Source organism: Mesorhizobium sp. M0208 (assembly GCF_040322015.1).
In the GTDB taxonomy this organism is placed as follows: domain Bacteria; phylum Pseudomonadota; class Alphaproteobacteria; order Rhizobiales; family Rhizobiaceae; genus Mesorhizobium.
The window spans coordinates 26,609-51,093 of sequence record NZ_JAMYSP010000007.1 but is presented as its reverse complement, the minus strand read 5'-3'; the positions used below and the strand labels follow the sequence as shown (position 1 = coordinate 51,093).

Annotated in this window: 26 protein-coding genes, 1 tRNA gene and 1 riboswitch; of the genes, 7 read left to right on the top strand and 20 right to left on the bottom strand. The window is 62.9% G+C overall.

Features of this window, described 5'->3' with window-relative positions; translation table 11 throughout:
• Positions 1-3 precede the first annotated feature (3 nt).
• Positions 4-1,008, bottom strand: coding sequence for an ABC transporter substrate-binding protein (locus tag NKJ17_RS09730; RefSeq protein ID WP_352688145.1), 1,005 nt, complete (start codon positions 1,006-1,008; stop codon positions 4-6).
• A gap of 381 nt (positions 1,009-1,389) precedes the next feature.
• Between NKJ17_RS09730 and NKJ17_RS09725 the strand changes: the two genes are divergently transcribed.
• Both NKJ17_RS09725 and NKJ17_RS09720 read left to right on the top strand, forming a co-directional pair.
• Positions 1,390-1,773, top strand: a complete 384-nt coding sequence (locus tag NKJ17_RS09725) for a RidA family protein (protein WP_352688143.1) — start codon at positions 1,390-1,392, stop codon at positions 1,771-1,773.
• Positions 1,774-1,993: 220 nt separating this feature from the next.
• Positions 1,994-2,797: a creatininase family protein gene (locus tag NKJ17_RS09720; RefSeq protein WP_352688141.1), complete on the top strand. Its 804-nt coding sequence runs from the start codon at positions 1,994-1,996 to the stop codon at positions 2,795-2,797.
• 64 nt (positions 2,798-2,861) lie between these two features.
• Here the strand turns inward: NKJ17_RS09720 and NKJ17_RS09715 are convergent, their stop codons facing one another.
• The 3 genes from NKJ17_RS09715 to cobD form a co-directional block, all read right to left on the bottom strand.
• Positions 2,862-4,016: a serine hydrolase domain-containing protein gene (locus tag NKJ17_RS09715; protein ID WP_352688139.1), complete on the bottom strand. Its 1,155-nt coding sequence runs from the start codon at positions 4,014-4,016 to the stop codon at positions 2,862-2,864.
• Positions 4,017-4,134: 118 nt separating this feature from the next.
• Positions 4,135-4,638 carry a tyrosine phosphatase family protein gene (locus tag NKJ17_RS09710; RefSeq protein ID WP_352646973.1) on the bottom strand — a complete coding sequence of 168 codons (504 nt, stop codon included), beginning with the start codon at positions 4,636-4,638 and terminating at the stop codon, positions 4,135-4,137.
• Positions 4,635-5,693, bottom strand: coding sequence for a threonine-phosphate decarboxylase CobD (gene cobD / locus NKJ17_RS09705; protein WP_352688136.1), 1,059 nt, complete (start codon positions 5,691-5,693; stop codon positions 4,635-4,637). Before cobD ends, NKJ17_RS09710 begins: the two co-directional genes overlap by 4 nt.
• Here cobD and cbiB point away from each other — a divergent pair.
• A complete protein-coding gene (gene cbiB, locus NKJ17_RS09700; RefSeq protein WP_352688134.1) occupies positions 5,692-6,663 on the top strand; it encodes an adenosylcobinamide-phosphate synthase CbiB in 972 nt (323 codons plus the stop codon). The genes cobD and cbiB overlap by 2 nt on opposite strands.
• 298 nt (positions 6,664-6,961) lie before the next feature.
• Here cbiB and cobO read toward each other — a convergent pair whose 3' ends face one another.
• The 5 genes from cobO to NKJ17_RS09675 all read right to left on the bottom strand — a co-directional run bounded on the left by cobO (position 6,962) and on the right by NKJ17_RS09675 (position 10,710).
• Positions 6,962-7,594 carry a cob(I)yrinic acid a,c-diamide adenosyltransferase gene (gene cobO, locus NKJ17_RS09695; protein ID WP_352688132.1) on the bottom strand — a complete coding sequence of 211 codons (633 nt, stop codon included), beginning with the start codon at positions 7,592-7,594 and terminating at the stop codon, positions 6,962-6,964.
• Between the two features lies 1 nt (position 7,595).
• Positions 7,596-8,117 carry a bifunctional adenosylcobinamide kinase/adenosylcobinamide-phosphate guanylyltransferase gene (gene cobU, locus NKJ17_RS09690; RefSeq protein ID WP_352688130.1) on the bottom strand — a complete coding sequence of 174 codons (522 nt, stop codon included), beginning with the start codon at positions 8,115-8,117 and terminating at the stop codon, positions 7,596-7,598.
• Positions 8,110-8,892: a CbtA family protein gene (locus NKJ17_RS09685; RefSeq protein ID WP_352688128.1), complete on the bottom strand. Its 783-nt coding sequence runs from the start codon at positions 8,890-8,892 to the stop codon at positions 8,110-8,112. Before NKJ17_RS09685 ends, cobU begins: the two co-directional genes overlap by 8 nt.
• A 15-nt stretch (positions 8,893-8,907) precedes the next feature.
• A complete protein-coding gene (locus NKJ17_RS09680) occupies positions 8,908-9,087 on the bottom strand; it encodes a CbtB domain-containing protein (RefSeq protein ID WP_023676561.1) in 180 nt (59 codons plus the stop codon).
• 36 nt (positions 9,088-9,123) lie between these two features.
• Positions 9,124-9,322: riboswitch (cobalamin riboswitch) on the bottom strand.
• Between the two features lie 188 nt (positions 9,323-9,510).
• Positions 9,511-10,710, bottom strand: coding sequence for an MFS transporter (locus tag NKJ17_RS09675; RefSeq protein WP_352688126.1), 1,200 nt, complete (start codon positions 10,708-10,710; stop codon positions 9,511-9,513).
• A 246-nt stretch (positions 10,711-10,956) separates the two neighbouring features.
• Here NKJ17_RS09675 and NKJ17_RS09670 point away from each other — a divergent pair, with 246 nt between their 5' ends.
• Positions 10,957-11,955 carry a heparan-alpha-glucosaminide N-acetyltransferase gene (locus NKJ17_RS09670; protein ID WP_352688124.1) on the top strand — a complete coding sequence of 333 codons (999 nt, stop codon included), beginning with the start codon at positions 10,957-10,959 and terminating at the stop codon, positions 11,953-11,955.
• A gap of 16 nt (positions 11,956-11,971) precedes the next feature.
• Positions 11,972-12,478 (top strand): methyltransferase family protein, encoded by a 507-nt coding sequence (locus NKJ17_RS09665; RefSeq protein WP_352688122.1) that lies wholly within the window; start codon positions 11,972-11,974, stop codon positions 12,476-12,478.
• Positions 12,479-12,497: 19 nt separating this feature from the next.
• On the opposite strand, the gene NKJ17_RS09660 is transcribed toward NKJ17_RS09665, so the two are convergent.
• The 4 genes from NKJ17_RS09660 to NKJ17_RS09645 all read right to left on the bottom strand — a co-directional run bounded on the left by NKJ17_RS09660 (position 12,498) and on the right by NKJ17_RS09645 (position 15,567).
• A complete protein-coding gene (locus NKJ17_RS09660; protein WP_023676566.1) occupies positions 12,498-12,884 on the bottom strand; it encodes a MerR family transcriptional regulator in 387 nt (128 codons plus the stop codon).
• Positions 12,885-13,023: 139 nt separating this feature from the next.
• Positions 13,024-14,421, bottom strand: coding sequence for a magnesium transporter (gene mgtE / locus NKJ17_RS09655; RefSeq protein ID WP_502906540.1), 1,398 nt, complete (start codon positions 14,419-14,421; stop codon positions 13,024-13,026).
• Positions 14,422-14,770: 349 nt separating this feature from the next.
• On the bottom strand, positions 14,771-15,253 hold the full coding sequence (locus NKJ17_RS09650; protein WP_352688118.1) for an SRPBCC family protein: 483 nt from the start codon (positions 15,251-15,253) through the stop codon (positions 14,771-14,773).
• Positions 15,250-15,567 (bottom strand): ArsR/SmtB family transcription factor, encoded by a 318-nt coding sequence (locus NKJ17_RS09645; RefSeq protein ID WP_023676569.1) that lies wholly within the window; start codon positions 15,565-15,567, stop codon positions 15,250-15,252. The genes NKJ17_RS09650 and NKJ17_RS09645 overlap by 4 nt, the downstream gene beginning before the upstream one ends.
• A 435-nt stretch (positions 15,568-16,002) precedes the next feature.
• Between NKJ17_RS09645 and NKJ17_RS09640 the strand changes: the two genes are divergently transcribed.
• Positions 16,003-16,818, top strand: coding sequence for a phosphatase PAP2 family protein (locus tag NKJ17_RS09640; protein ID WP_352688116.1), 816 nt, complete (start codon positions 16,003-16,005; stop codon positions 16,816-16,818).
• Positions 16,819-17,169: 351 nt separating this feature from the next.
• On the opposite strand, the gene NKJ17_RS09635 is transcribed toward NKJ17_RS09640, so the two are convergent.
• Together NKJ17_RS09635 and NKJ17_RS09630 are read right to left on the bottom strand one after the other, a co-directional pair.
• The gene (locus tag NKJ17_RS09635; protein WP_352688114.1) at positions 17,170-18,237 is read right to left on the bottom strand and encodes a cyclic nucleotide-gated potassium channel; all 1,068 of its coding nucleotides are present in this window, start codon (positions 18,235-18,237) and stop codon (positions 17,170-17,172) included.
• 237 nt (positions 18,238-18,474) lie between these two features.
• Positions 18,475-18,559 (bottom strand) — tRNA-Leu (locus tag NKJ17_RS09630).
• A 175-nt stretch (positions 18,560-18,734) separates the two neighbouring features.
• Here NKJ17_RS09630 and lipB point away from each other — a divergent pair.
• Positions 18,735-19,478 carry a lipoyl(octanoyl) transferase LipB gene (lipB, locus tag NKJ17_RS09625; RefSeq protein ID WP_352477561.1) on the top strand — a complete coding sequence of 248 codons (744 nt, stop codon included), beginning with the start codon at positions 18,735-18,737 and terminating at the stop codon, positions 19,476-19,478.
• A gap of 386 nt (positions 19,479-19,864) precedes the next feature.
• Here the strand turns inward: lipB and NKJ17_RS09620 are convergent, their stop codons facing one another.
• From NKJ17_RS09620 to mce, 5 genes are all read right to left on the bottom strand, one after another.
• Positions 19,865-20,548, bottom strand: coding sequence for an ABC transporter ATP-binding protein (locus NKJ17_RS09620; protein ID WP_254818120.1), 684 nt, complete (start codon positions 20,546-20,548; stop codon positions 19,865-19,867).
• Positions 20,545-21,831, bottom strand: a complete 1,287-nt coding sequence (locus tag NKJ17_RS09615; protein WP_352477560.1) for a lipoprotein-releasing ABC transporter permease subunit — start codon at positions 21,829-21,831, stop codon at positions 20,545-20,547. Before NKJ17_RS09615 ends, NKJ17_RS09620 begins: the two co-directional genes overlap by 4 nt.
• Positions 21,828-23,156, bottom strand: a complete 1,329-nt coding sequence (proS, locus tag NKJ17_RS09610) for a proline--tRNA ligase (protein ID WP_352688111.1) — start codon at positions 23,154-23,156, stop codon at positions 21,828-21,830. The genes NKJ17_RS09615 and proS overlap by 4 nt, the downstream gene beginning before the upstream one ends.
• A 560-nt stretch (positions 23,157-23,716) precedes the next feature.
• Positions 23,717-24,001 (bottom strand): DUF1467 family protein, encoded by a 285-nt coding sequence (locus NKJ17_RS09605; protein ID WP_352688109.1) that lies wholly within the window; start codon positions 23,999-24,001, stop codon positions 23,717-23,719.
• Positions 23,998-24,402 carry a methylmalonyl-CoA epimerase gene (gene mce, locus NKJ17_RS09600; RefSeq protein WP_352477558.1) on the bottom strand — a complete coding sequence of 135 codons (405 nt, stop codon included), beginning with the start codon at positions 24,400-24,402 and terminating at the stop codon, positions 23,998-24,000. Before mce ends, NKJ17_RS09605 begins: the two co-directional genes overlap by 4 nt.
• Positions 24,403-24,485: the final 83 nt, after the last annotated feature.

Genomic DNA, 24,485 nt, shown 5'->3' with positions numbered 1-24,485 from the left:
GGTCTACTTCTTCAGGTCGAGCCCGACGCTCTTGTTGACGAAGGAAAGCGTGTAGGCCTTCTTGATGTCGATGCCCGCCGACGCGACCTTGGCCTTGACCATCTTGTCGTAAAAACTCTGGATGCGCGCGTCGGTCATGGCGCCGATGCCGAGCTTTTCGCTGTCGCCGGAATCGACCACGCCGAACTTCTTCAACTGCTCTATCGAGAAGGCGATCTGCTCATCCGTCATGTCCGGATTTTCCTTCTTGATCATTTCGTTGGCGGCCTTGTTGTCGCCGTAGAGATAATTGTACCAGCCCTTGGCCGAACCATCGACGAAGCACTGGACTACCTCGGGCCGCTTGTCGATCGTCTCCTGCATGGTCTCGACCGTCGTTGCATATGTGTCCCAGCCATAGTCGGCCAGCAGGAACTGGTTCGGCGTGAAACCGCCCTGCTTCTGGACGGCGAATGGCTCCGAGGTGACGTAACCCTGCTGGATCGACTTCTTGTTGGCGATGAACGGCGCAGGGTTGAAGGTGTATGGCACGCGCTTGGCGGCATCGAAGCCAAGGTCGGTGACCATCCACTGGAAGAAGGTCTGCGCACCTTCGTCGCCGAGGATGTACTGGTCGGCGTTCTTCAGGTCTTCCCATTTGTCCAGCCCCTGGCCGGGATGCGACATGATGACCTGCGGGTCCTTCTGGAAGTCGGCGGCCACGACGCGCATCGGTATGCCTTGCTGCACGGCATCGAAGGCCGACAGCAAATTGCCGCCCATGTAGAAATCGATCTTGCCGGCCAGCAGCAGCGGCCGGCCGCTGACCTGTGGGCCGCCCTGCATGATCGTCACGTCGATGCCGCAGGCCGCATAGGTGCCATCCGCCACCGCCTGGTAGTAACCGCCATGCTCCGGCTCGGCCAGCCAATTGGTGCCGAAGGTGACTTTTTCGTTCGCTGCCGCAGCAAGCGTGCCTGCGCCAAGCAGCACGATCGCGCCGGCCGAAATCTTCAGTTTTCCGTACATCCACACCACCCTTTGTTCGCTCCGGCGCGTCACGCGGCGGGCTCGACACCATTGTTTCAAGAAGCAAGACACATGCCACCGGCGCGTTGCGCCGGGACCGCCCGCTTGTGCAATGCCCGCCTGTGCAATGGCGGCGCGAAGGCCGGACGGGTCATGCTGTACGAAAGGCATCGTGCCTATTTTTTGATCGCCTGTCCACATTCGCCCTCGTGACATGCACCGCCATCTTGATGCCCGTATCGATCCCGCATTAGAGCGACGTGCGTCCACTTGGACGCACAAAGTACGCTCTAAAACTTCGTATCCTGTCGCATCGTGCTTTCCGAAAATCGATCTCGATTTTCGGGCCGATGCGATAGGCTGCCGTGAACGGAGATTGCCATGTTCAAATTTCTCACGCCGAAGTCGATCAAGCCGCCCTTCGCCCGCTACAGCCACGGCGTCGAGCTGCCGCCCGGCAAGCGGCTGGTGCTGTGTTCGGGCCAGGTCGCGATCACAGCGGACGACCAGATCCCGGAAGACGCCGGCGCACAGGCCGAGCTCTGTTTCCAGAACATATCGGCGATTCTCGGCGAGGCCGGGCTCAGCCTGTCCGACATCGTCCGCATCAACGCCTACGTCACCGACCGCGCCTTCCTGCGCCCCTATATGGAGGTTCGCGACCGGCTGTTCGCCAGCCCTGCGCCGGCCTCGACGCTGATGATCGTTTCAGGTTTTGCCCGGCCGGAATTCAAGGTCGAGATCGAGGTCATCGCGGCGGGTTGAGCAGCGCTGGCCAGCGGCTGGAATCGACAGGCCGATGATCTCAAGTTACACGACAAAGGTTGGCGCTGCCCCTCATCCACCTGCCGGCGCCTTCTCCCCGTGTAGTGACGGGGAGAAGAGCTAGCCGGAACGCTGGCGATCCCCCTCTCCCCCGTCCTTCACGGGGAGAGGCTAAGGGTGAGGGGCAGCGCAAACCCATTCAGTCTCTTCGAGGTTCAAAATGGCCGGAACAAAAAAGCGCGTATGGTGGGGTGACTACCGGACCACCGAATACGCGACCATCGATCCTGAGGCGACCATTGCCGTTCTGCCGCTGGCAGCGATCGAGCAGCACGGGCCGCATCTGCCGGTTTCGACCGACACCTCGATCATGAACGGTATGCTGGAAACGGTGATCGCCCGCCTGCCCGGCGATCTCGACATCCGCATCCTGCCGGTGCAGGCGGTAGGCAAGTCGAACGAGCACCTGCATGCGCCCGGCACCCTCACCCTGCCGGCGACGACCTTGGTCGAGGCATGGACCGAACTCGGCCTGTCGGTCGCGCGCGCCGGCGTCCGAAAACTGATTGTCGTCAACTCGCATGGCGGCAATGAAGAGATCATGGGCATCGTCACCCGCGAATTGCGTGTGCGGGCAAAGATGCTGGCGGTAAAGACCAGCTGGCAGCGCTTTGGCCGGCCGGCCGGTATGTACACCGATCTCGAAGACCGCCACGGCATTCATGGCGGCGACGTCGAGACCTCGCTGATGCTGCATTTCCGGTCCGACCTCGTCGATATGGCCAAGGCCGACAATTTCGTGTCCAAGGTTGCCCGCGCCGAAAAGGAATTTTCGCTGCTGCGCCACACCGGAACGCACGCCTTCGCCTGGATCGCCAGCGATCTCAACCCGAATGGCGTGGTCGGCGACGCCAGCATTGCCACCGCCGAAAAAGGCCGGCTCACCGCCGAGCATCAGGCCGACGGCTTCATCGGCTTGGTTAGGGACATGCGCAAGGCCAAGCTGGCGGATTGGCTGGCGTAGGTGTTTGATCCCACCAGCTCGGGCCCCGCTCACGAGGGGCGATTCCATTCGCGCGCGAGGATCCTCACTTCCCCTCTTGAAGCGGCGACACCGTGTAGATTTCGTCCAGTATCTTCACCATCAAGGTGTTGGCGGTCGCCTGGCCGTCGAGCGCGAGAGTCAGGTTGGTCCATATGACCAGGGTGACGTCATTGGTCGGATCGTAGCCCATGAAGGACTGGTAACCGGGCATCTCGCCTTCGTGATAGAAGATTTCGTTAGGCCCGAAGGTCAGCGTTAGGATGCCATAGCCGTATTTTTGCATGGCGGGTTCGCCCGGCTCCGGCGCCACAGGGCTTGCAAGCCACTGCCGCTGGAAGTCGGCATTGAAGAGCTTGCCCCCGACCAGCGCGCGCATCCAGGTCGCGAGGTCATCGGCGGTGGAGATGACTCCGCCAGCCGCAAAGTAGGCGGACGGGTTCTGCCATGTGTCGTCGTTGGGCTTGAGCGTTCCGGCCCTGGCCGCAGCCTGGAGGTCGTCCGGATAGGGCGCATCAGCCAGGGCGTACGAAGTACTGCCGTAGAGGTAACCGTTTGAGTATGGCTCGGGGATGGCGTTCGACGTGCTCGGCGGCAACGCCGTGTTCTTCATGCCGAGCGGCCCAAAAAGGCGGTCCCGGAAGATGGTCGAGAGCGGCTTGCCGTCGATCTTCTCGGCAACAAGGCCGAGCAGATAGTAGTTGGTGTTGTTGTACTCGAATTCGGCACCCGGCGCGAAGTCCGGCGGCCGTTTGAACGCCATGCCGAGTACTTCATCGGCGGTCCATACCCTGTAAGGATACTTGTCCAGGCTTTCGGCAAGTTCCGGCGCATTTGTGAAGTTAGGGAGGCCGCTCCGCATTGTTATGAGCTGCCGAATGGTTATCTCGTCGCCGTTGAGAACGCGCTGGACGTATTTCGAGATCAGATCGGCGAAGCTCAGTTTCCGTTCCTGCACCAGTTGCACGATAACAGCGGCGGTCATCGTCTTGGTGTTCGAGGCCGCACGGAAGTGGGTATCGGCGCGCGGCGGGTTCGTGGCACCCAGTTCAGTCGTTCCGTAGCCGAAGACGAGGTTGCCCCGCGGAGTCTTGAGCAAAACCATAGCACCGGGCAGCATAAGTTCCTTGGCCAAACCCTCGACAGTGGCTTGGAGCGCTGCCAGGTCGATCGACTTGAGAGCCGGCATGGAGGCGGCCACGGCGCTGCCTGTCGCGCAGACCACGCCAACAACGATGGCCAAAATTCTCCCGATCATCATTCGCCCCTTGGCCGTTTCCTAGAACTCCTGCGCACTTTCCTGGAACTTGTTTTTAGGCTCAGATTTTCAATTCGAACGGTGTGCCTTCGAAAGCATCCGCGCCGCGCCCGATCGCCTGGATCGCTTCGATCATCCGGCCCCTGCGATCGAGCAGCGTGTCGGCGATCGCGATCAGCCGCGGATTGGGTGTCGCCGTGGGCGACAGCCTGCGCAGAGTCTCGGCCAACTCGGCCTCGTCGCGCTTCGGCGCCAGCGCTGCCGCGATGATATAGGCCGAGGCGGTCGAGCGGCTGATACCGGCATAGCAATGCACCACCAGCGGCCGCGAGCGGTCCCATTGGCGAGCGAAATCGAGCAGGGTCACAACGTGCTCCTCGCCCGGCATGGTCATGCCCTCCTGCGCCACCGCAATGTCGTGCATGACCAGATGCAGATGGTTTTCCCTGGTGATCGAGGCCGGTCGCACCACCTCCGTTCCGGCGGCGAGCAGCGAAAGCAGCCGCCCGGCGCCGGTCTTCGTTACCGTTTCCTCGACTTTGGACAGCGAGCAGACATGGATCATTGGGTCGTTTCTCCCTTGGCATCATCGTCGCGCCGCGAGGCCCAGCCGGCAAGTGCGGATTCGAGCCGCCGCCATTCTTCGTCGGCTCCCGGCAGGCCGGCGCGCAGCACATCCGGCCGGCCGGCGAAATGCCGAAGCAGGATGCCGCGCTGGCCAAGCGCCGAAAACAGGCCGGCAGCGTTCGCCAGCCTGAGATAGCGGAACAGCGTGGTGCCACCGGCGACAGGCACGCCGAAGCGGCCGAACAGCGCGTCGAGCCGTGCGGCGTCCTCGGCCAGACGGCGCCGCATCCCGGCCTGCCAGCCGGTGTCGGCAAGCGCCCTTATGCCATATTCGAGCGCCGGCCCGGCAATCGCCCATGGCCCGAATTGCGCCTCCAGCCGCTCGACCATCAGCGCGTCGGCCAATGCAAACCCAAGCCGCAGGCCGGCCAGGCCGAAGAACTTGCCGAATGAGCGCAGCACGACGATGCCGCCCTGGTCGACATCGCCGGCCAGGCTCTCGCTGCGCGGGCCGACATCCATGAAGGCTTCGTCGACGACCAGCAGCCCGCCTCTGGCGCGTAACGTCCCGGCAAGTCGAAGCAATCTTTCGCGCTCGACGACGCGCCCGTCCGGGTTGTTTGGATTGACGACGATCGCAAGGTTGGCCGCCGCCAGGGCTTCGAAATCATCGACTTCAGCCGCCGCGTGGCCGGCGATCGCTGCTGCCCGCCGATGCTCGGCATAAGTCGGCCCGAGCACCAGCGCCTTACCCGGGCTGACCAGCGAAGCGACGCGCGGCAACAGGATCTGCGTGCCGGGCGCCGCCGCGACGTTCGCCGCCGACGGCGCGCCATAGGCGCTTGCCGCGAGTTCAGCCAAGTCGCGGCTGCGCGCCGTTTCCGGCAATCGCGACAGGGCGGTGGCGGGCAAATCGAAAAGCGGGTAGGAGTGCGGATTGATCCCGGTCGAGAGGTCGACGAAAGGCAGCGGCGCGTGAGGGAAAAGCGCCCTCGCCCGGCCAAGGCTTCCGCCGTGGTCCACTGCCGCCGTTACCCCATCAAGAGACTTCATGTCGATCCTGATCACTTTCCTGTCGCTGGCCATCGAACTTGTACTCGGCTACCCGGCCCGGCTCTTCGATGCCATTGGCCATCCCGTCACCTGGTTCGGCAGGCTGATATCCTTTCTCGACCGCAGGCTCAACCGCGCCACTGATTCCGACGCCGACCGTCGCCGCTGGGGCGTCGTCGCGCTGCTGGTAATCGTGCTGGTGCCGGCCGCCGTCGCCTTCTGGATCGAAGCCATGCTTTGGAGCATTCCCCTCGGCTTGTTGATCACCGCAATCCTGGCGACGTCGCTGCTGTCGCAGAAGAGCCTTGCCGAGCATGTCGAAGCGGTGGCCGACGCACTCGACAGCGGCGGACTGGACATGGGCCGCATTGCCGTCTCCAGGATCGTCGGCCGCGATCCGGAAAAGCTCGACAGGGCCGCTGTCTGCCGCGCAGCGATCGAAAGTCTTGCCGAGAATTTCTCCGACGGCGTCGTCGCGCCGGCCTTCTGGATCGGCATTGGCGGGCTCGCCGGCGGCGCCGCCTACAAGGCCGCAAACACCGCCGATTCGATGATCGGCCACCGCACGCCGCGCCACGAAGCCTTCGGCTGGGCGGCTGCGCGCTTCGACGACTGGATCAACCTGCCGGCGTCGCGGCTGACGGCGCTGCTGATCGTGCTTGCGGCTTTCCTGGTAAAGGGCGCCGACGCCAAAGCCGCCTGGCACACCGTGCGGCGCGATGCGAAAAAACACCGCTCGCCCAATGCCGGCTGGCCGGAGGCAGCGATGGCCGGCGCGCTCGGCCTGGCGCTCGCCGGCCCCCGTTCCTACGACGGCGTGATGGTCGAAGACGCGTTGATGGGCGAAGGCGGCCGCCGCGACGATGTCGAGAGCACCGACATTCGACGGGCTCTGAAACTCTACCGGGTCGCCGACTTGCTGCTGATTGCGCTGTTCGGGGTGGTCGCAGTGGTTGTTATCTTGGCGTGACCTGCGCTCGAGATCGACGGAAACAAAAAACCCGCCAAGCGGCGGGTCGTTGGAGCCAATTGGCACCATAGCCAAATTAATAGCATAGCCGCCGGCACAAAGCAAGAACAAAATAGGGCAACGCCTCAAATAATCGGTTCAGGTCGGCGCTGCCCCTCAGCCTTACCTCCCCGTGAAAAGACAGGGAGAGGGAGATCGCCAGCGTTGCGGCTAGCTCCTTCTCCCCGTCCTTCACGGGGAGAAGTCGCCGGCAGGCGATGAGGGGGCAGCGCTGACCTCGACAAACCAGCAACACCCCTCAGAACTCAATCCCCTGCTGTGCCTTCACGCCGGCGGAGAAGTGGTGCTTGGTCACGCCCATCTCGGTGACCAGGTCGGCCGCCTCGACCAGTGCCGGCTTGGCGTTGCGGCCGGTGACGACGATATGCAGGCCTTCGCGGCGTGACTTCAGCGCCGCGACCACCTTTTCGAGGTCGAGATAGTCGTAACGCAGCGCGATGTTCAACTCGTCGAGCACCACCAGGCTGATCGACGGCTCGGCCATCAGCTCGAGCGCCTTCGCCCAGGCGGCCTCGGCCGCCGCGATGTCGCGTTTCAGGTCCTGCGTCTCCCACGTAAAGCCCTCGCCCATGGCGTGCCAAACGACGCGGTCGCCGAAGCAGGCAAAAGCGTCCTTCTCGCCGGTGTGCCATTTGCCCTTGATGAACTGGACGACGCCGACACGCTTGCCGTAGCCGAGCATCCTGAGCGCCAGACCGAAGGCGGCCGTGGTCTTGCCCTTGCCCGGCCCGGTATTGACGATCAACAGCCCCTTCTCGACCGTCTTGGCTGCAACCTCGGCGTCCTGCACCGCCTTGCGCTTGGCCATCTTGGCGCGGTGGCGTTCCTCGTCCCCCTGTTCAATGGTCTTGGGATCGATAGTATCAGCCATGTCATTTCACCTTGAGCGGCAGCCCCGCCACCATCAAAAGCACGGTGCCGGCGACCGCCGCGACGTCCTGGTTCAGCCGGCCGGCGGCATCGCGAAACCGTCTTGCCAGCGCATTGTCCGGCACGATGCCCTGGCCGACTTCGTTGGACACCACGAACCACGGGCCACGCGGCCGCGACAGCACATCGGCCAGCCTTCGGCATTCGGCCTCGACATCATGGTCGGCCAGCATATGGTTGGTCAGCCACAGCGTCAGGCAGTCGATCAGTACCGGCTGGCCGTCGGGCAGTGCCTCGATCGCGCCGGCAAGGTCGAGCGGCGCCTCGATGGTCGTCCAGCCATCGCCTCGCCGCGAGCGGTGCAGCGCGATGCGCTGACGCATCTCCTCGTCATAGGCTTGCGCTGTGGCGATATAGCTCCACGGCGCCGGACAGGCGCTCACCAGCCTCTCGGCATGCGCGCTCTTGCCGGAGCGCGCACCGCCGATGACCAGGGTCAGCGCCCCGGCAGCGCGGTCAGGCAAAGCTGTCGCGCAGGCTGGTTGCCGCGCCGGTGAAGCGTCCGCGCACCAGCCCGACGACCATACCGAGCACCAGCCAGAACACCAGATTGGTCAGCGTCACCGCCACCACGAACTGATGATGCAGGCCTTCCGGGATCGCCGTCTCGAAACTGTCGGGCTGCGGCGCGCCGACAATATGCGGCGCAACGATCAACGCCACGGCAAGGATCGCCAGCGGCAGCGATCTGCGGAAGGCGATAAGGCCGAGACCGGCCGCTGTCGCCACCACTGTTGCCCACCACCAGATCTGGCGTTGAACAAGGTCGGCCGCCGGCATCGCCGGCAGTTCCGGCGCCAGGCCGAGGCCGGGCGCCAGCGTGAACACGGCAAAGCCGGCCAGGCCCCAGAACAGGCCCTGGCGCCAATTGCCGATGCCGCCGGCGAATTCCGAAACCGCGACCAGGACCAGTGCGAAGCCAATGCCGGTGACGATATTGGCAACGACGTTGAAGCCAAAGCGCTCGAAGCCGTCGGCCGGCGCCCAGCCTTCGTCTTCGGCCGGAGCCATTGCTTCAGCCGGTGCCGGCGCGGCGCTGCTCATAGCCATCGTGCCGGCGGCGTTTTCGGCCGGTGCCGCAGGTGCCGCGGCATGGTCATGGCCGCCGCCGGCCTGTTCGTAGACTTCCGCTTTCAGGATGAGCGGCACGGTGGCGTAGGCCTGCATGCAGGCGAGAACGACGCCGGCCACAAGCCCTGCGATCGCCGCGATGAACACGACGTTGCGAAACAGTGTCATGATGTCAGCCCCTTGTCAGTGGCAGGGAAAGCCCATCGAGTGGCGATAGTCATGCGCGGCATTGTGGACCGCATCGATATGCGAGAAGCCGACAAAGCCCATGACGAAAATGCCGAGGAATGCAGCAAGCGCCAGCTGCATGAGACGCGACTGCGAGGAGGCGGAAGCGCCGAGCGAAACGGAAGCGGTATTCATGTCTTGTCCTTTCGCCCTCCACCCGAGGGCATAGAAGTCAGTTTCCTGTCGCCGGCAGGTCTCCTGGCTCGCGGATCAGCGCCCTTCCCCACCTTCCCGAAGGCGAACCTTCAGTGGCATATGGAGAGGACTACCGCACACAGTTGCGGGGGCAGCCACGGCATTGGGCAAACAATTTCGCCCGCACCGCATTCCCTCTTGGTTCCAAAACGGAACCGACGACATCAGCGACTATAGGCAGAATCGCCGCGCCCGGCAAACCAAATTCCGCCGGATCGTGTGGCGAATGCGCCGCCTCGCCAAACCGGAGAACTGGCGCCGCAGACGTCGCGATCTACGCGGTCGAACAGAACGGCCTGCGTTCGATGCGGCACTGCACCGCTTCCACAATTGGGTGCGCGAGCGCCATGCGGCGCTCGAACATCAAAGCGATTTGGGCAGATAGCGCCAGGTGACGAAGCCGCAGATCGCCGCCAGCAGGCCGAGTGTCGCGAAAACCGCGCCTAGGCCGAAGAACGCCAGCACCACGGAATAGACCAGCGGCGGCGTCAGCTCGGAAAAGTCGAGATAGGTGCGGTAGACCGCCGCCATCTGTGCCCGCTCATACGAGCGCACCGAGCGCATGAAGGCGGTCGAGCCCAGCGCATCGAGCGCGATGGTGAAGAAAGCACCGCAAAGCAGCAAGGCGCCGGTGATGAGCGGTGCGGCCTCGCCGACGGCGCCGGCCGCCAGCAGCGTTGCCGACATCGCGAAATAGCCGAACGTCATGGTGCGCCGGCCGCCGAAACGCTTTCCTGCCCTGCCCCAGAAGATGGCCATGAACAAAAGCGCATTGCCGGCCGAAACCAAGAGGCCGCCGGCGAGCTTGCCTTCGCCGGTGATCACCATGAACAGCGGCCCATAGACGAAGAACGTCGTCCAGAAGCAGGAGCGGCCGAAGGCGATCAGCCAGGCCAGCCTCAGCCTTGGCTGCGCGACGAAGCGGCCGATATTGGCCAGCGGATTGACCGGCCGCGTCTTGCCGGGGCGGATCGACGGGTTATCGCCAAGCCGGTAAGTCCAGAACAGCGCCAGCAAAGCCATGGCGAAGACGGCCACCGCGCCATGCGCGGCATAGATGCCGAAACGCGTGTAGAGGTAAATGCCGAGGGTCGGTCCGGCGGTCCAGGCAAGCATCGACCACGCCATGCGCAGCGACTCGGCCTGCATGAAATCGGTCTTGCGGATATGGTCCATGATGTAGAGGTTGAGCGTGATCGCCAGCGCGCCGGCGCCGACGACGCGGCAGAGCATGCCGACCACCTGGCCGGCCAGCGTATGGGCGACGAAGAACAGCGAGCCGGCGGCCAGCAGGCAGGCGCCGGCGGTATAGACCCAGCGCCGGGCAAAGCGGGCGATCAGCATCGGCATGAACAGCGTCGCCGACAGGCCGAGCATCGCCACGATCGTGTAGAGGATCGAAACGATCTGCTCGTTGTGCAGTATCTCGTAGGCCTGGATCGGGATGACGCTGGACACGGTGGCGCGCGCGAAGGATTCGACCGCATAGAGCGAGGCGAAGGTGCGGGCATCCGCCGGCCGCAAGGCCGCAAGCCAGATCGGATGGCGCACATGGGTAGCCATTGTGTTCCCCGAAGCCGAATCGCCCGAAGCAGGGTTGGAGCACAAATCTGCCGCGGCGATTCCTGGCCGGGTAACAGGAAACCGACGCCTTCACGGCAAAAAGCGAAGCCGGCCAAAGGCTTTCCGGCTCTGGCCTAAAGCAGCCCTGATGCCGACCGTCACCAACGTGACGCAAGGCCCTGCTTCTTTTGACGGTGGCAACCGTGATAGTCGTCTTGCCGGGGCTGAACCAAGACAGCGAGACCAATGAGCATCGACACGCCGAGCGCAGCCGTTCAGGATCAACCGAAGTCGAAGCGCATCGCCGCTATCGACATTGCACGCGGCATCGCATTGCTTGCCATGGCGAGCTATCATTTCACCTGGGACCTCGAATTCTTCGGCTACACCGATCCCGGCCTCACCGCCTTCGGCTGGTGGAAAATCTACGCGCGCTGCATCGCCTCGAGCTTCCTGTTCCTGGTCGGCATCAGTCTCTATCTCGCCCATGGCAAAAAAATCCGCTGGACCGGCTTCTGGAAGCGCTTCGCCATGGTTGCCGGGGCAGCGCTCGCAATATCGCTGGTCACCCGCATCGCCACGCCCGACGGCTTCATCTTCTTCGGCATATTGCACGAGATCGCGCTCGCCAGCTTGCTCGGCCTGGCGTTCCTGCGGCTGCCGGCGCTGCTGACGCTTGCCGTGGCGGCCCTCGTTATCGCCGCGCCTTTCTACTTGCGATCCGAGCTTTTCGATCATCCGGCTTTGTGGTGGGTCGGCCTGTCGGCGACCAACCCGCGCTCCAATGACTACGTTCCGCTGCTGCCCTGGTTCGGCGCCGTACTTGCCGGCATCGCGGTTACCAAGCTCGCCGCCACCTCCGGCGCACTGACGCGGCTGTCGGCCTTGGCGCCCGGCCGCTGGGCAAACCCGCTGGTCTTCATCGGCCGGCACAGCCTTGCCTTCTATTTGATCCATCAGCCGGTGCTGATCGGCTCGGTCTGGCTGTTTTCGCAATTCATGCCGGCGCCGGCCGAAACCAGGGAGGTGAGTTTTCTGAAATCCTGCCAGATATCCTGCCAGCAGGCACGCGACACCGAGTTCTGCTCCAGCTATTGTGCCTGCATGCTGGACAGTCTCCAGGGCGAAGCCTCGCTTGACCGGCTCTACAGCAACGACCAGTCCCTGGAGTGGAAGGCGCATATTGGCGAGCTCGCCGGCACCTGCACCGCCCAAACCGAGGCGGCGGAACCGGGAACGCGCTAATCGAGGGAGGACAATAATGAGCGACAGTCACCCGAAACCCGTGCAGCAAAATCCTGGGCAGCCGAAGCTGGGGCACATCCCATGGCCGCCGCTGATCTATATCGTCGCCATCATCGTCAGCGTCGCACTAGGGCTGTTCTATCCGCTGCCGTGGATCGGCGATCTTCTCGGCGACATCCTGTTCGCCGCCGGCCTTGTGGGGTTGGTGGCGGTTGCCGCGCTCTGGTTCACGGCAATTCGCACCATGATCCGCGCCAAGACGACGCTCAACCCGAACGGCGTGCCTGACCATCTGGTGACCACCGGACCCTTCGCCGTCAGCCGCAACCCGATCTACCTCGCCAACACATTGCTGCTGGTCAGCCTCGCCTTTGTCACGGGGATCGCCTGGTTCCTGCCGCTGGCGGTCATCGCGGCGTTCTTGACGCAGAAGCTGACGATCGAGAGCGAGGAGAAGGTGCTGACCGCCAAATTTGGCAAAAAGTACCGGGACTACGCCAAAAGGGTGCGGCGCTGGATTTGAGCCGAGGCTGACACCGCGCCTATGTGGTGACGCCGAGTTCCACCAGCCGCTCGACGCAGGATTCCTCGGCCTGGTCGAGTTCGGCCAGGGTCTCTTCGAGGTCGCGGCGTTTCTGGCGCAAATCCTCGCGCTTTTCCTCGATTCGCTTGATCATCAATTTGAGTTGGCCGACCTCGCCGGGCGGCTCCCTGTACATCTGGATGATTTCGCGGATCTCGTTGATCGAGAAGCCGAGCCTTTTTCCCCGCATGATCTGGCGGATCAGATGCCGGTCCGATGGGCGGAACAGCCGGGTGCGGCCGCGCCTTACCGGCTGCACAAGCCCTTCATCCTCGTAGAAGCGCAACGTCCGCGTCGACACGTCGAATTCGCGGGTCAGTTCCGTGATCGAATAATATTCCCGCATCTTCACTCCAATGCCCCGACCACGCCGCGAGTTCCAACTGGCCGGCGCCGCCGGCGCTCAGGCGCGTACCAGAATCGGCGGACAAGGCGCTTTCCAAAGCCTCGCACGGCATTTACGTAAAAGTCAATTGAGGTGCCGTTCAGCGCACGCCGAACCACCATGTGGCGAGCCCGAGAAAGGCAAAGAAACCGATGACATCGGTGACCGTGGTGACGAAAACCGCCGAAGCCACAGCCGGGTCGATCTTGAAGCGGTCGAGCAGCAGCGGGATAAGGATGCCCGCCAGAGCCGCCACGAACATGTTGATGATCATCGCAGCCGCGATGATGCCGCCGAGATTGCGATCGTGGAACCAGGCAGCAGCCACGAGGCCGATCAGGATGGCGAAAATGATGCCGTTGATGAAGCCCACCCCGATCTCACGGCGGATGATGCGGCCGGCATTGTAGATGTCGAGGTCCCTGGTCGCCAGCGCCCGCACCGTGACGGTCATGGTCTGCGAGCCGGCATTGCCGCCCATGCCGGCGACGATCGGCATCAGCACCGCCAGCGCCACGATATGCTCGATGGTGCGGTCGAACAGGCCGATCACCGAAGCCGCCAGGAAAGCCGTCAAAAGATTGACCAGCAGCCAGGGCACGCGCGAGCGCGAGGTCGAAAAGATGCTGTCCGAGAGTTCTTCGTCGCCGACGCCGCCCATGCGCAGCAGATCTTCCTCGGCCTCCTGCTGGATGACGTCGACGACATCGTCGATGGTCAGCACGCCGACCAGCCGCTCGTTCTCGTCGACGACAGCAGCGGACAGAAGATCGTATTGTTCGAATTCGCGCGCCGCCTCCTCCTGGTCCATGGTGGCCGGGATGGCATGCCTGGTCTCATGCATGACCTCTTCGACCTTGACCGAGCGCTTGGTACGCAGGATCTGGTCGAGGTCGATGGCGCCGAGCAGCTTGAAGCTCGGATCGATGACGAAGATCTGGCTGAAACGGTCGGGAAGATTGTTGTCCTCGCGCATGTAGTCGATGGTCTGGCCGATCGTCCAGAAGGGCGGCACTGCAACGAACTCAGTCTGCATGCGGCGGCCGGCGGTCTCTTCGGGATAATCGAGCGAGCGCCGCAGCCTGATCCGCTCGGTGAACGGCAGTTGCGACAGGATCTCGTCCTGGTCCTCCTGGTCGAGGTCTTCGAGAATGTAGACGGCATCGTCGGAATCGAGATCCTGCACCGCCTGGGCGATCTGCGCATTGGGCAGACTGTCGACGATGTCGCGGCGGATCGCCTCGTCGACCTCGGTCAGCGCGGAAAAATCGAAATCCTTGCCCAGCAATTCGACCAGCGCGCGGCGCTGTTCCGGATGCAGCGCCTCGAGCAGGTGGCCGAGTTCCGACTGGTGCAGATCGTCGACTTCACGCTTCAGCGTCAGCCTATCGCGATCGGCGATCGCGGCCCCGATCTGGGCGAGGAACGACGACAGGATGACGCCGTCCTCGTCATAGATGTCGGCGCGGCGCTCCTCGACGGCCCTGGCGCCGGTCATCTGTTCGTCCTGGCCTTCCACCAGCGCCTCCCGCCATCGGATTTCCGGATAAGGTGCCTGTCAGGTCTAACGCATGACCCTGACAATCGGAATCGATTTTGCGAAAGGACCATGCGCAACGGCAAATTGCTACAGCGCCGTTCGCGCGTCCAAACGACGCAACGCATACCGGATGGTAGGAGAAGAGGACGTTCTACAAACCTGCGGCGCTGCAAACCTTCGCGGCGGCAGGTAAAGGGCAGCGTATCTCCCCGCCCCGGTCAACCAGATGGGGAGATCGACACTGATTCAAAACGGCGAGGCCGACAGTGCGAGGGCCTCGCTGGTATTGGAATGGAAGGCTTCCCGATCAGGCGGCGTGGCGCTTCGCCTCGGCCGCATAGCGGTCCAGGAGACCGCTCCAGCCACCCTCGGATTCGAAGGCCTCGCGCATCGCCTCTGCGGTTTCGCCCATGTTCTCCAGAAGTCTGTGCTCGAGTTCCACACGCGTCGCGTTCTCGCCGAGCGCGACAAAGCGGATCTCGACTTCGGTCAGCAGTGCCGGATCGTAGCGCCAGCCGGCTCCAATGCGCCAGGCGAGCGTCAGCCTGGACGGCGGATCCCAGGCGAGAACCTCGCCCCAATCGCATTGTGACCCATCCTCGCCAATCTCGTACCAGCGGCCGCCGGCTTTCGGTTCGATCACCGCGGTCGTCAGGGCGGATTTGCCGATCGAGTGCGAAGCCGGCCACCAGCGCCCGAATCCTGTGGTGAACACATCGAATGCCTTGTCGAGCGGCACATCCACGGTCACCGACTTCCTGACCGGCGCGGGCTTGATCATGGTCGTCATTTCCTCTTCTCCTTGCTGTTGTCGACTTCCCGTTTGAAGGCGTCGAGCGCATCGCCCCACATGCGGTCGAGCCAGGCGCGCATCTCGCCGAGCCCATGCGGGTCGAGATGATAGATGTTGCTGGCACCTTTCGGCTCTGCGCGGACCAGCCGGGCTTCCTTCAAAACCTTGAGGTGCTGCGATACCGCCGGCTGCGAGACCGGAAGCACTCGCGTCAGATCGATGACCGAGCGTGGCCGATCGGCGATGAGCTCGAACACCTTGCGGCGTGTCGGATCGGCCAAGGCCACCATGCCTGCGTAATCATAAATCATGACTTATGATAAGCTAAAACTTATGATACGTCAACAGGAGGCGGCAGGCCGCGTTAAGCACCGGCCAGTTCGGTTTCCAGCCCCCGGGGCAATCCCTTCACGCAGGGGCTTGGACAGCAAATGCGGATGCAAGATTACAGGGAAACAATCCGTCGCATGCGAGCCGGCGGCAAATGTCGACCACCGGGGAAAAGTAAACCTGGCGGCAAGGTTTTTACCTTATCGGTATATGTGTCTCTCCGGCGAAACGTTAAGAACGGGTAAATTGGTTTGGCCCTAACCACGGAAGCCTCTCGCTACAGGCCCTCCGCCATATGGCAATTGCGCCTCTCATTGTTCATGGCGACATATGTTTTAGGCGCATCCGCACTATACCCAGAAGTATTCTATACGTCTGCCTCAATCTATTCTCACAAATTTCTTGTTGGGATTCCGGTGTTGTTTATCGGTGGCGTCTGCTGTGCCGCGCTAATCCATGGCCGGCGGCAACCGGTTCGCTACGCACTGGATTTGGCTCAAGGGCGCTGGCGTGGTTGTCTGCTGGTGCTGCTGTTCTTCTTTGCCAGCTTGACCGCGTTCTCTACCTACAAGATCGCCATCCCGTCCGTCGTCCCATACTATGCCGACAACTGGTTGGCCGACGCTGACGAATGGCTGCACGGGATGCCGCCATGGGAGATCGTCCATAAGCTCGACAGCAACAATTGGTCGTCCGTCGTCTTCAACAGCTATGAAGTCATTTGGTTTTACCAGTGGTTCGGCACCATCCTTTTCGTGTCGCTCTGGTCGGACGAGATTGCCCGCATCCGCTATCTCTGCGCAGCAGCGCTGACGTTGTCCGTCCTCGGAACGGTCTTGGCCCTGGCGCTGGCATCGGTCGGACCGGTTTACTACCACCACTTTGTCGGCGTGGATCGCTTCCACGGATTGAATGCGGCCCTGGACAGGCTGGACCATAGTTACATGGTGCGGGAACCCGCGGCATATCTCCTGAAGGCTTACCAGAGCGGCCGGCCAAGTCTTGGCGGCGGCATCTCGGCCATGCCAAGCATGCATGTCGCCTTTGCCGTATTGAACGCCTATTTGCTGTCATCGATCAATCGCTGGCTTGGCGTTCTGGGTTGGACCTTTGCAGCCCTGATCCTGTACGGATCGGTGTTCACTGGCTGGCACTATGCCGTGGACGGCTACGCATCGATCGTTGTTGTATCGGTGATCTGGTGGGCGACCGGACGCCTGGTGCGCGAATAGTTATGTGCGCTTGTCGATAGATGGCCATGCCCGCCGATGGCCACTTCTCATAAGCCAAACTCGCGACCGCAATCAGGCACAAAGCACGTGCCCCCCACAAGGACGCTCCCCGCAGTGCGAGAATTCAACGAGGAAGAGATTCCGCTTTCGAATTTAATGGTGCGGTCGAGATGCAGCGCGCCGCAACGCCTGCCGCGTTGATTTTAAAGCATTTCTCTACGATTCCGCGGCGATTGTATTGAGGGCGGTTCGGCAGCGGCAAAGCACGTAGTTCCAGCCAGCCACCATCGGCAGGCAGCTGGCAGCCTTGCCATCACATCCTCCTCCTGACGAACACCCAGTCTAATACGGTCAACCGTTAGGCGCCGCGCCGCGCCGCTCGAGCGCGGTCTTGCGGATGATTTCTGCGATCTCCAGGCTGCTGCTGCACAGCATCTGGAAATCCGCCGAGTGTAGCGACAGGAGTGAGACCACCGTTGTGGCGCTGACGGTCGCCGAGCGCGGTTCGCCGGTGATCAGCGCCATCTCGCCGAAGAAGGCGCCAGGGCCCAGCTCCACCGGGTTCGGCGTCGCGACGCTGACGCGCCCCTCCACGACGAAGAACATCTGATCACCGGTCTCGCCCTTGCGGCAGATCACAGCGCCTGCCGGCACGATGCGAGGTCGTAATGCGCGCACGATCTCGACCAGTGTGGCCGGGCCGAGCTTCTGAAACAACGGCACGGCGGCGACCAATTGCCAATTGCGGACGAAATCCTCGCGACGGACTTCCTGATAAAAGCCCGTGGCAAGAATGCCAGCCCAGAGCGCGAAGATGCCGATGCCACTCATCATGACCGCCCCGGCAAGGACGCGGCCGGCGAAGCTTTCCGGAATAGCGTCGCCATAGCCGGTGGTGGACAGCGTGACCACCGCCCACCACATTGCCTGGGGGATGCTGCCGAACTTTTGCGGTTGGACGTCGCGCTCGATCACATAGGCTGCGAGCGCAACACCGAACAGAACGATGCCGAAGACCGTGGCGACGCCGATCAGGTTGCGCGCTTCGTTGGTCAGGATTCTGCCCAGCAGCGGGAAGAAAGTTGAATCGCGCAGCGGTTTCAGCAGCCAGACAGCGCAGTAGAGGCTCCGGTCGGGCGTGCCGACGAGCAGAAATGCGGCGAGTGGAACCAAAACCGCGAGCACATCAATGGCGATTGCCGGCGTCCTGTCCCGAAGGTCTCCCGCCCGGCGCTTGAGCAGTTTCTCGGCCAATTCCAGGAGATAGACGCCCCAAATGACCGCGAGCACGGCAGCCAAAGCCAGTCTGCTTCGTCCGGACATGTCCGGTGTCGTGAGCGCAGCCACCGCCACAAGCCCAGTCGCAGCCAGCACCGCGTTGAGCGGCGCGTAAATTCTTAAGAAAGGCAGTACCGACATTCTATGCCCACGAGCGGATGCTACCCTCCAGAATAGGATGCCTTCAAGGCAAGCGCAAAGGTGCTTGCTTCGCTGCTATGCCCATCACCAACCGTGAACTCAGATGTCCGGGAAAGTGAACAGACGGCATAGGACGCGAATTAACAAATTACGGTGACAGTGCACTTTTTGCCGTATTTGCACGGCTGTGCGACAAGCCTGAAAAGTCGCAATAACTTCCACAGCCAAAAGACTGATTGGTGCGGTCGAGAAGACTCGAACTTCCACGGGTTGCCCCACAGCGACCTCAACGCTGCGCGTCTACCAATTCCGCCACGACCGCACGTGGTAGGAGCCGGAACCAACCGGCCCGCGGCGTGTAGCAAATCGTTTCCGGTGAAACAAGTGCGCGGCCAGCAATAATCGGCCGGACATCGGCATAACTCTTCAAGGGCCGAACGTGCCGGAACTGGACGTTTGTACCGATTGCCGCCATATGAGTGGCGAGACGACATATCATGACAGAACGCAGCCAGATCGCCACGTCGTTCCTGCCCTTGCCCGGCTCGGCGCCGGTCGAATGGCGGATCGAGCCTGGGCTCACCGCCTATCCCGATGCGCTCGCCCTGATGGAGGCGCGCGCCGAGGCAATCCGCAGCGGCGCCGCCGGCGAGATGGTCTGGCTGGTCGAGCACCCGCCGCTCTACACCGCCGGCACCAGCGCCCGCGTCGAGGACCTGATCGAGCCGGACCGCTTCCCGGTCTTTGCCGCCGGGCGTGGCGGCGAATACACCTATCATGGGCCGGGCCAGCGGGTCGCCTACGTCATGCTCGACCTGAAGCGGCGGCGCGAGGATGTCCGCGCCTTCGTCGCCGCACTCGAACAATGGATCATCGGCTCGCTGGCCGCCTTCAACGTACGCGGCGAACGCCGCGAGGATCGCGTCGGCGTCTGGGTGGTGCGGCCGGATCGCCCCGCTTTGCCCGACGGCTCGGCGGCCGAGGACAAGATCGCCGCCATCGGCATAAGGCTGAGGCGCTGGGTGAGCTTTCACGGCATCGCCATCAATGTCGAGCCGGACCTTAGCCATTTTAGCGGCATCGTACCGTGCGGCGTCCAGGATCACGGCGTTACCAGCCTTGTCGATCTCGGCCTTCCCGTGACCATGGCCGACCTCGACCTGGCGCTGAAATCCGCTTTCGAGGACGTGTTCGGGCCCGCCGCCGTGTCGCCTGTCGAAGTGTCCCGCAAGGCCGGCTGAAACACTCGCCCAATGCCTGCGCCAATATGCGAAGGCGGCCTTCGCTCATCAGCATCGAGCCCGCCCTTGAGCTCAAGCCTCACATCGCGCCGATCCAGATTGCCATGGAAATGAGGAACGTGCTCATGCACACCAGCGAAACGACATCCTGAACAAGATCGGTCATAACTCTCTCCTGTTGTTAGTATGTTCGTATTTTGTTCTAATTTTGTTCGAATGTCAACGATCGCAATCCCGGTGTCACCGGAATTGCGCTCGGTCATTTCGACAGGGTTAAGAAAGGGTTGAGAGGGAGATGCCAAGCGTTTCGGGCCAACAGGCGCGCGAAAGCGGCGGGACGGCGCACGGCAGCCCGCAGGCCGTCATCGCCTCAATTGCAGCGCACCCTAAAGCGGCACAACCTTGCCGTCGGCCAGCGTCACGCGGCGGTCCATGCGCGAGGCGAGCTCATGATTATGAGTGGCGATGAGCGCCGCCAGGCCCGATTGCCGGACCAGTGCTGCCAGCGCCTCGAACACATAGGAAGCGGTCACCGGGTCGAGATTGCCGGTCGGCTCGTCGGCCAAAAGCACCAGCGGCGCATTGGCGACGGCACGCGCAATGGCGACCCGCTGCTGCTCGCCGCCGGAGAGCTCGGAGGGGCGATGCTGTGCCCGCTTGCCGATCTGCATATAGTCGAGCAATTGCGCCGCCCGCTCGGCCGCCTCCTTGCGCGGCAGCCCTTTTATCAGCTGCGGCATCATGATGTTTTCCAGCGCCGAGAATTCAGGCAGCAAATGATGGAACTGATAGACGAAGCCGACGTCGTTGCGGCGGATCGCCGTGCGCTCGTCGTCGGAAAGCCGGCCGCAGGCGCGCCCCGCCAGGATCACGTCGCCGGCGTCCGGTCGCTCCAGCAGCCCGGCGGTGTGTAGCAGCGTCGACTTGCCGGTGCCCGACGGCGCCACAAGCGCCACCATCTCGCCACGCTTCAGCGAAAAATCGGCGCCGTTCAGGATGGTCAGCTTGCGCGGTCCCTGCACATAGTGCCGTTCGACGCTCTTCAGCTCGATAATGGCTTCGGCCATCACTCGTACCTCAGCGCTTCGACTGGATCGAGCCTGGCCGCGCGCCACGCCGGAAACAGCGTCGCCAGGAACGACAGCGCCAGCGCCATGAGAACGACGGAGATCGTCTCGCTGGCATCCATGCGGGCCGGCAATTGGCTCAGGAAATAAAGCTCGGGATTGAACAGCCGCTCGTTGGCCAGCCAGGAGAAGAACTGGCGGATGCGCTCGACGTTGAGGCAGATCACGATGCCGAGCAGCACGCCGGCAATGGTGCCGACAACGCCGATCGCCGCCCCGGTCATCAGGAAGATGCGCAGGATCGCACTGCGCGTCGCGCCCATGGTGCGCAGGATGGCGATGTCGTGGCCCTTGTCCTTCACCAGCATGATCAGGCCCGAAATGATGTTGAGCGCCGCCACCAGCACGATCAGGGTCAGGATCATGAACATGACGTTGCGCTCGACCTGCAGCGCGTCGAAGAACGTCTTGTTGCGTTGCCGCCAATCGACAAGGCTGATCGGCCGCTGCGCCGCCTCTTCGACCTTCGGCTTCAGCGCGTCGATATTGTCGGGATTGTCGGCGTAGATCTCGATCGTCTGCGCCCGGCCGTCCATGTTGAAGTAAAGCTGCGCTTCGGAGAACGGCATGTAGACGATGGAACTGTCATATTCCGACATGCCGACCTCGAAAATCGCGGTGACCGGATAGCCTTTCATGCGCGGCGTCGTGCCAAGCGGTGTGATGTCGCCCTCGGGCGAAATCAGCGTGATCGTATCGCCAAGCACCAGCCCGAGATTCTCGGCCATGCGGCTGCCGATGGCGACGCCTTCGCCGGTGTCGAAGCCGACGATCGAGCCCTCCTTGATATTGTTGGCGACGATGGTGATCTTGCCGAGATCCTCGCCGCGTATGCCGCGCACCAGCGCGCCGGTGCCGCCGCCGACATTGCCTTGCGCCAGCACCTGCCCGTCGATCAGCGGGATGGCGTATTTGACGCCGGGCACGCCGTTGATGCGGCCGGCGACCTGGGCATAGTCCTCCAGCGGCATATCGAGCGGCTGCACGATCAGGTGCCCGTTGACGCCTAGGATGCGCGTCAGCAGTTCGGCGCGAAAGCCGTTCATCACCGCCATGACGACGATCAGCGTGGCGACGCCCAGCATGATGCCGAGGAAGGAGATCGAAGCGATGACCGAGATCACCGTCTCCTTGCGACGCGAGCGCAGATAGCGCCACGCCACCATGCGCTCGAAGCCGGAAAAAGGCCCGGCGCCCGATGGTCTTGCTGCCGCCGCTTTGTTCATGCGGCGGCACCGAAACGCTGCTTCACGTCCGCGATCGGCAGCGTCTCGCGCTCGCCGGTCCTGCGGTTCTTGATTTCGACCTCGCCGGCGGCGATGCCGCGCGGCCCGACGATCACCTGCCACGGCAGCCCGATCAGATCGGCGGTGGCGAACTTGCCGCCCGGCCGCTGGTCGGTGTCGTCGTAGAGCACCTCCTTGCCGGCGGCGGCAAAAGCGGCGTGCAGCTCGCCGCAGACGCGATCGCATTCGGCATCGCCGGCCTTCATGTTGATCAAGCCGACATCGAACGGCGTCACCGCCTCCGGCCAGATGATGCCGTTATCGTCATGACTGGCTTCGATGATCGCGGCGACCAGCCTGGACGGGCCGATGCCGTAGGAACCGCCAGAAACGAAATGATCCTTGCCGTCCGGGCCTGTCACCTTGGCGCCCATCGGCTTGGAATATTTGTCGCCGAAATGGAAGATATGACCAACCTCGATGCCGCGCGCCGAGACCCGGTCGCTCGCGGGCACCTTCTCCCATGCCGCCTCGTCATGCATCTCGTCGGTGGCGGCATAGGGCGTCGTCCATGTCTTGACGATGGCGCCGATCTCGGCGTCGTTCGAAAAATCCGTGTCTGCGCCAGGCACTGCCAGCGAGAGATAATCGCGGTGGCAAAACACCTGGCTCTCGCCGGTGTCGGCCAGGATGATGAACTCATGGCTGAGGTCGCCGCCGATCGGCCCGGTGTCGGCGCGCATCGGGATAGCCTGCAGCCCCATGCGCGTAAACGTCCTGAGATAGGACACGAACATGCGGTTATAGGCGGCCTTGGCGCCTTCATAATCGAGGTCGAAGGAATAGGCGTCCTTCATCAGGAACTCGCGCGAACGCATGACGCCGAAGCGCGGGCGCACCTCGTCGCGAAACTTCCACTGGATGTGATAGAGGTTGAGCGGCAGGTCCTTGTAGGACTTGACGTAGGAGCGGAAGATCTCGGTGACCATCTCCTCGTTGGTCGGCCCGTAGAGCATATCGCGGTCTTGCCGGTCCTTGATGCGCAGCATCTCCTTGCCGTAATCTTCATAGCGGCCACTTTCGCGCCACAGCTCGGCCGATTGGATGGTCGGCATCAGGATTTCGAGCGCGCCGGCGCGATTCTGCTCCTCGCGGATAATCCAGCAGACCTTGTCCAGCACCCGCTTGCCGAGCGGCAGCCAGGAAAAGCTGCCCTGCCCCTGCTGGCGGATCATGCCGGCACGCAGCATCAGCCGATGCGAGACGATCTCGGCCTCGCGCGGGTTTTCTTTGAGGATGGGCAGGAAATAGCGCGACAAACGCATGAACTGGTCCGTGAGAGAGGATGGCGGCGCCGGAATCGGCGCGGCACAGGCTTGCTTGCCCCGGCTTCATAGCCATTTCATGGCGGAATGGAAACCCGGCCCAGGCGCTGCACAGGCGCCGCAATTGCCGCACGCGGCTTGCTGGGCGTTTCGCAAGCAACGCCTGCCGTACTATTGTGCACTGCAGCACGAGATTGCCTGTTTCCGGGCAAAATTCTTCGTGACATTTTCACCCGCCCTAGGCTAGTGTGCCCACATAACCGAGAGGGTAGAGAAAAATCTGCCCTCCTACGCGGTCAAAGTCTTGGGAGGATGCGATCTAGGCGCGGTAACTCGCTGCCGCCGGACACCGGAAACAGATCGGACGCGTTTAAATTGCAAGGCCTCGCGCCTTGCATTTTTTTTGTGCAATCATTTGGTTAGCACGACAGATTACCAAACTACATGACGTTGCGTCAGCCCAAGCCCGCCCCGGGGCTTTACTTGGATTGACCGTGCTGGCTCAGCTTGATTTCAGGGCGTCGGCTAGGCTGGGATAGCCGGACACGGTAGGTAGCCGGCTAATGCGCTGGGCTCTGGTTGAAATCCGGCACGATATGCGGGATGTCATCGATGCCGAGGCCAAGCCCTCTCGTGATGCCGTAGAAGATAGCCATGAGGACCAGCGTGGCGATTGTCGTGCGCAGCGCCGCGCGCAGCATATGCGGTCCGCGCGGTGCGCTCGGAACCGTGCCAAGCGTCACGTCCCGGTCCTCGTCCTGTGTCCGCATGCTGAACGGCAGGACGGCGAACAACACCACCCACCATGTGGCGAAGAACAGGGCAACAAACGAAACCCAACTCATGCTTGCTCCAGTTCGACCAGCGTGCCGAAGAAATCCTTGGGGTGCAGAAACAATACCGGTTTGCCATGCGCGCCGGTCTTCGGCTTGCCGTCGCCCAGCACGCGCGCGCCGCTGGCCTTGAGACGGTCGCGCGCCGCAACAATGTCGTCCACCTCGTAGCAGAGATGGTGCATGCCGCCGGACGGATTCTTCTCGAGGAATGCGGCGATCGGCGAGGCTTCGCCGAGCGGCTCGAGCAACTCGATCCTGGTGTTGCCGACGTCGACGAACACCACCGTAACGCCATGCTCCGGCAGCGCCTGCGGCGCGGTTACGCGGGCGCCAAGCGTATCGCGATAGACCGCCGCAGCCGCGGCCAGATCCGGCACCGCAAGCGCGACATGGTTGAGACGTCCGAGCATAGGGTACTCCCGGGTTAAGGGAGTAGGGGAGTAAGGCAGTAGGGGAGTAGGGAAAAAAGGATCTAGAAGTGCAGACTGTTTGC

What these genes read in the sequence shown, in the direction of transcription:
- mgtE (WP_502906540.1), bottom strand. Translation starts at nt 14,421, where the DNA reads ATGACCGGCGCCAGGGCCGTCGAGGAGCGCCGCGCCGACATCTATGAC.
- cobD (WP_352688136.1), bottom strand. Translation starts at nt 5,693, where the DNA reads ATGAAGTCTCTTGATGGGGTAACGGCGGCAGTGGACCACGGCGGAAGC.
- NKJ17_RS09605 (WP_352688109.1), bottom strand. Translation starts at nt 24,001, where the DNA reads ATGAGTTGGGTTTCGTTTGTTGCCCTGTTCTTCGCCACATGGTGGGTG.
- NKJ17_RS09635 (WP_352688114.1), bottom strand. Translation starts at nt 18,237, where the DNA reads ATGTCGGTACTGCCTTTCTTAAGAATTTACGCGCCGCTCAACGCGGTG.
- NKJ17_RS09645 (WP_023676569.1), bottom strand. Translation starts at nt 15,567, where the DNA reads ATGATTTATGATTACGCAGGCATGGTGGCCTTGGCCGATCCGACACGC.
- NKJ17_RS09615 (WP_352477560.1), bottom strand. Translation starts at nt 21,831, where the DNA reads ATGAACAAAGCGGCGGCAGCAAGACCATCGGGCGCCGGGCCTTTTTCC.
- lipB (WP_352477561.1), top strand. Translation starts at nt 18,735, where the DNA reads ATGACAGAACGCAGCCAGATCGCCACGTCGTTCCTGCCCTTGCCCGGC.
- NKJ17_RS09725 (WP_352688143.1), top strand. Translation starts at nt 1,390, where the DNA reads ATGTTCAAATTTCTCACGCCGAAGTCGATCAAGCCGCCCTTCGCCCGC.
- NKJ17_RS09685 (WP_352688128.1), bottom strand. Translation starts at nt 8,892, where the DNA reads ATGACACTGTTTCGCAACGTCGTGTTCATCGCGGCGATCGCAGGGCTT.
- NKJ17_RS09710 (WP_352646973.1), bottom strand. Translation starts at nt 4,638, where the DNA reads ATGATCCATGTCTGCTCGCTGTCCAAAGTCGAGGAAACGGTAACGAAG.
- cbiB (WP_352688134.1), top strand. Translation starts at nt 5,692, where the DNA reads ATGTCGATCCTGATCACTTTCCTGTCGCTGGCCATCGAACTTGTACTC.
- proS (WP_352688111.1), bottom strand. Translation starts at nt 23,156, where the DNA reads ATGCGTTTGTCGCGCTATTTCCTGCCCATCCTCAAAGAAAACCCGCGC.
- mce (WP_352477558.1), bottom strand. Translation starts at nt 24,402, where the DNA reads ATGCTCGGACGTCTCAACCATGTCGCGCTTGCGGTGCCGGATCTGGCC.
- NKJ17_RS09650 (WP_352688118.1), bottom strand. Translation starts at nt 15,253, where the DNA reads ATGACGACCATGATCAAGCCCGCGCCGGTCAGGAAGTCGGTGACCGTG.
- cobO (WP_352688132.1), bottom strand. Translation starts at nt 7,594, where the DNA reads ATGGCTGATACTATCGATCCCAAGACCATTGAACAGGGGGACGAGGAA.
- NKJ17_RS09660 (WP_023676566.1), bottom strand. Translation starts at nt 12,884, where the DNA reads ATGCGGGAATATTATTCGATCACGGAACTGACCCGCGAATTCGACGTG.
- NKJ17_RS09675 (WP_352688126.1), bottom strand. Translation starts at nt 10,710, where the DNA reads ATGGCTACCCATGTGCGCCATCCGATCTGGCTTGCGGCCTTGCGGCCG.
- NKJ17_RS09670 (WP_352688124.1), top strand. Translation starts at nt 10,957, where the DNA reads ATGAGCATCGACACGCCGAGCGCAGCCGTTCAGGATCAACCGAAGTCG.
- NKJ17_RS09720 (WP_352688141.1), top strand. Translation starts at nt 1,994, where the DNA reads ATGGCCGGAACAAAAAAGCGCGTATGGTGGGGTGACTACCGGACCACC.
- NKJ17_RS09730 (WP_352688145.1), bottom strand. Translation starts at nt 1,008, where the DNA reads ATGTACGGAAAACTGAAGATTTCGGCCGGCGCGATCGTGCTGCTTGGC.
- NKJ17_RS09665 (WP_352688122.1), top strand. Translation starts at nt 11,972, where the DNA reads ATGAGCGACAGTCACCCGAAACCCGTGCAGCAAAATCCTGGGCAGCCG.
- NKJ17_RS09680 (WP_023676561.1), bottom strand. Translation starts at nt 9,087, where the DNA reads ATGAATACCGCTTCCGTTTCGCTCGGCGCTTCCGCCTCCTCGCAGTCG.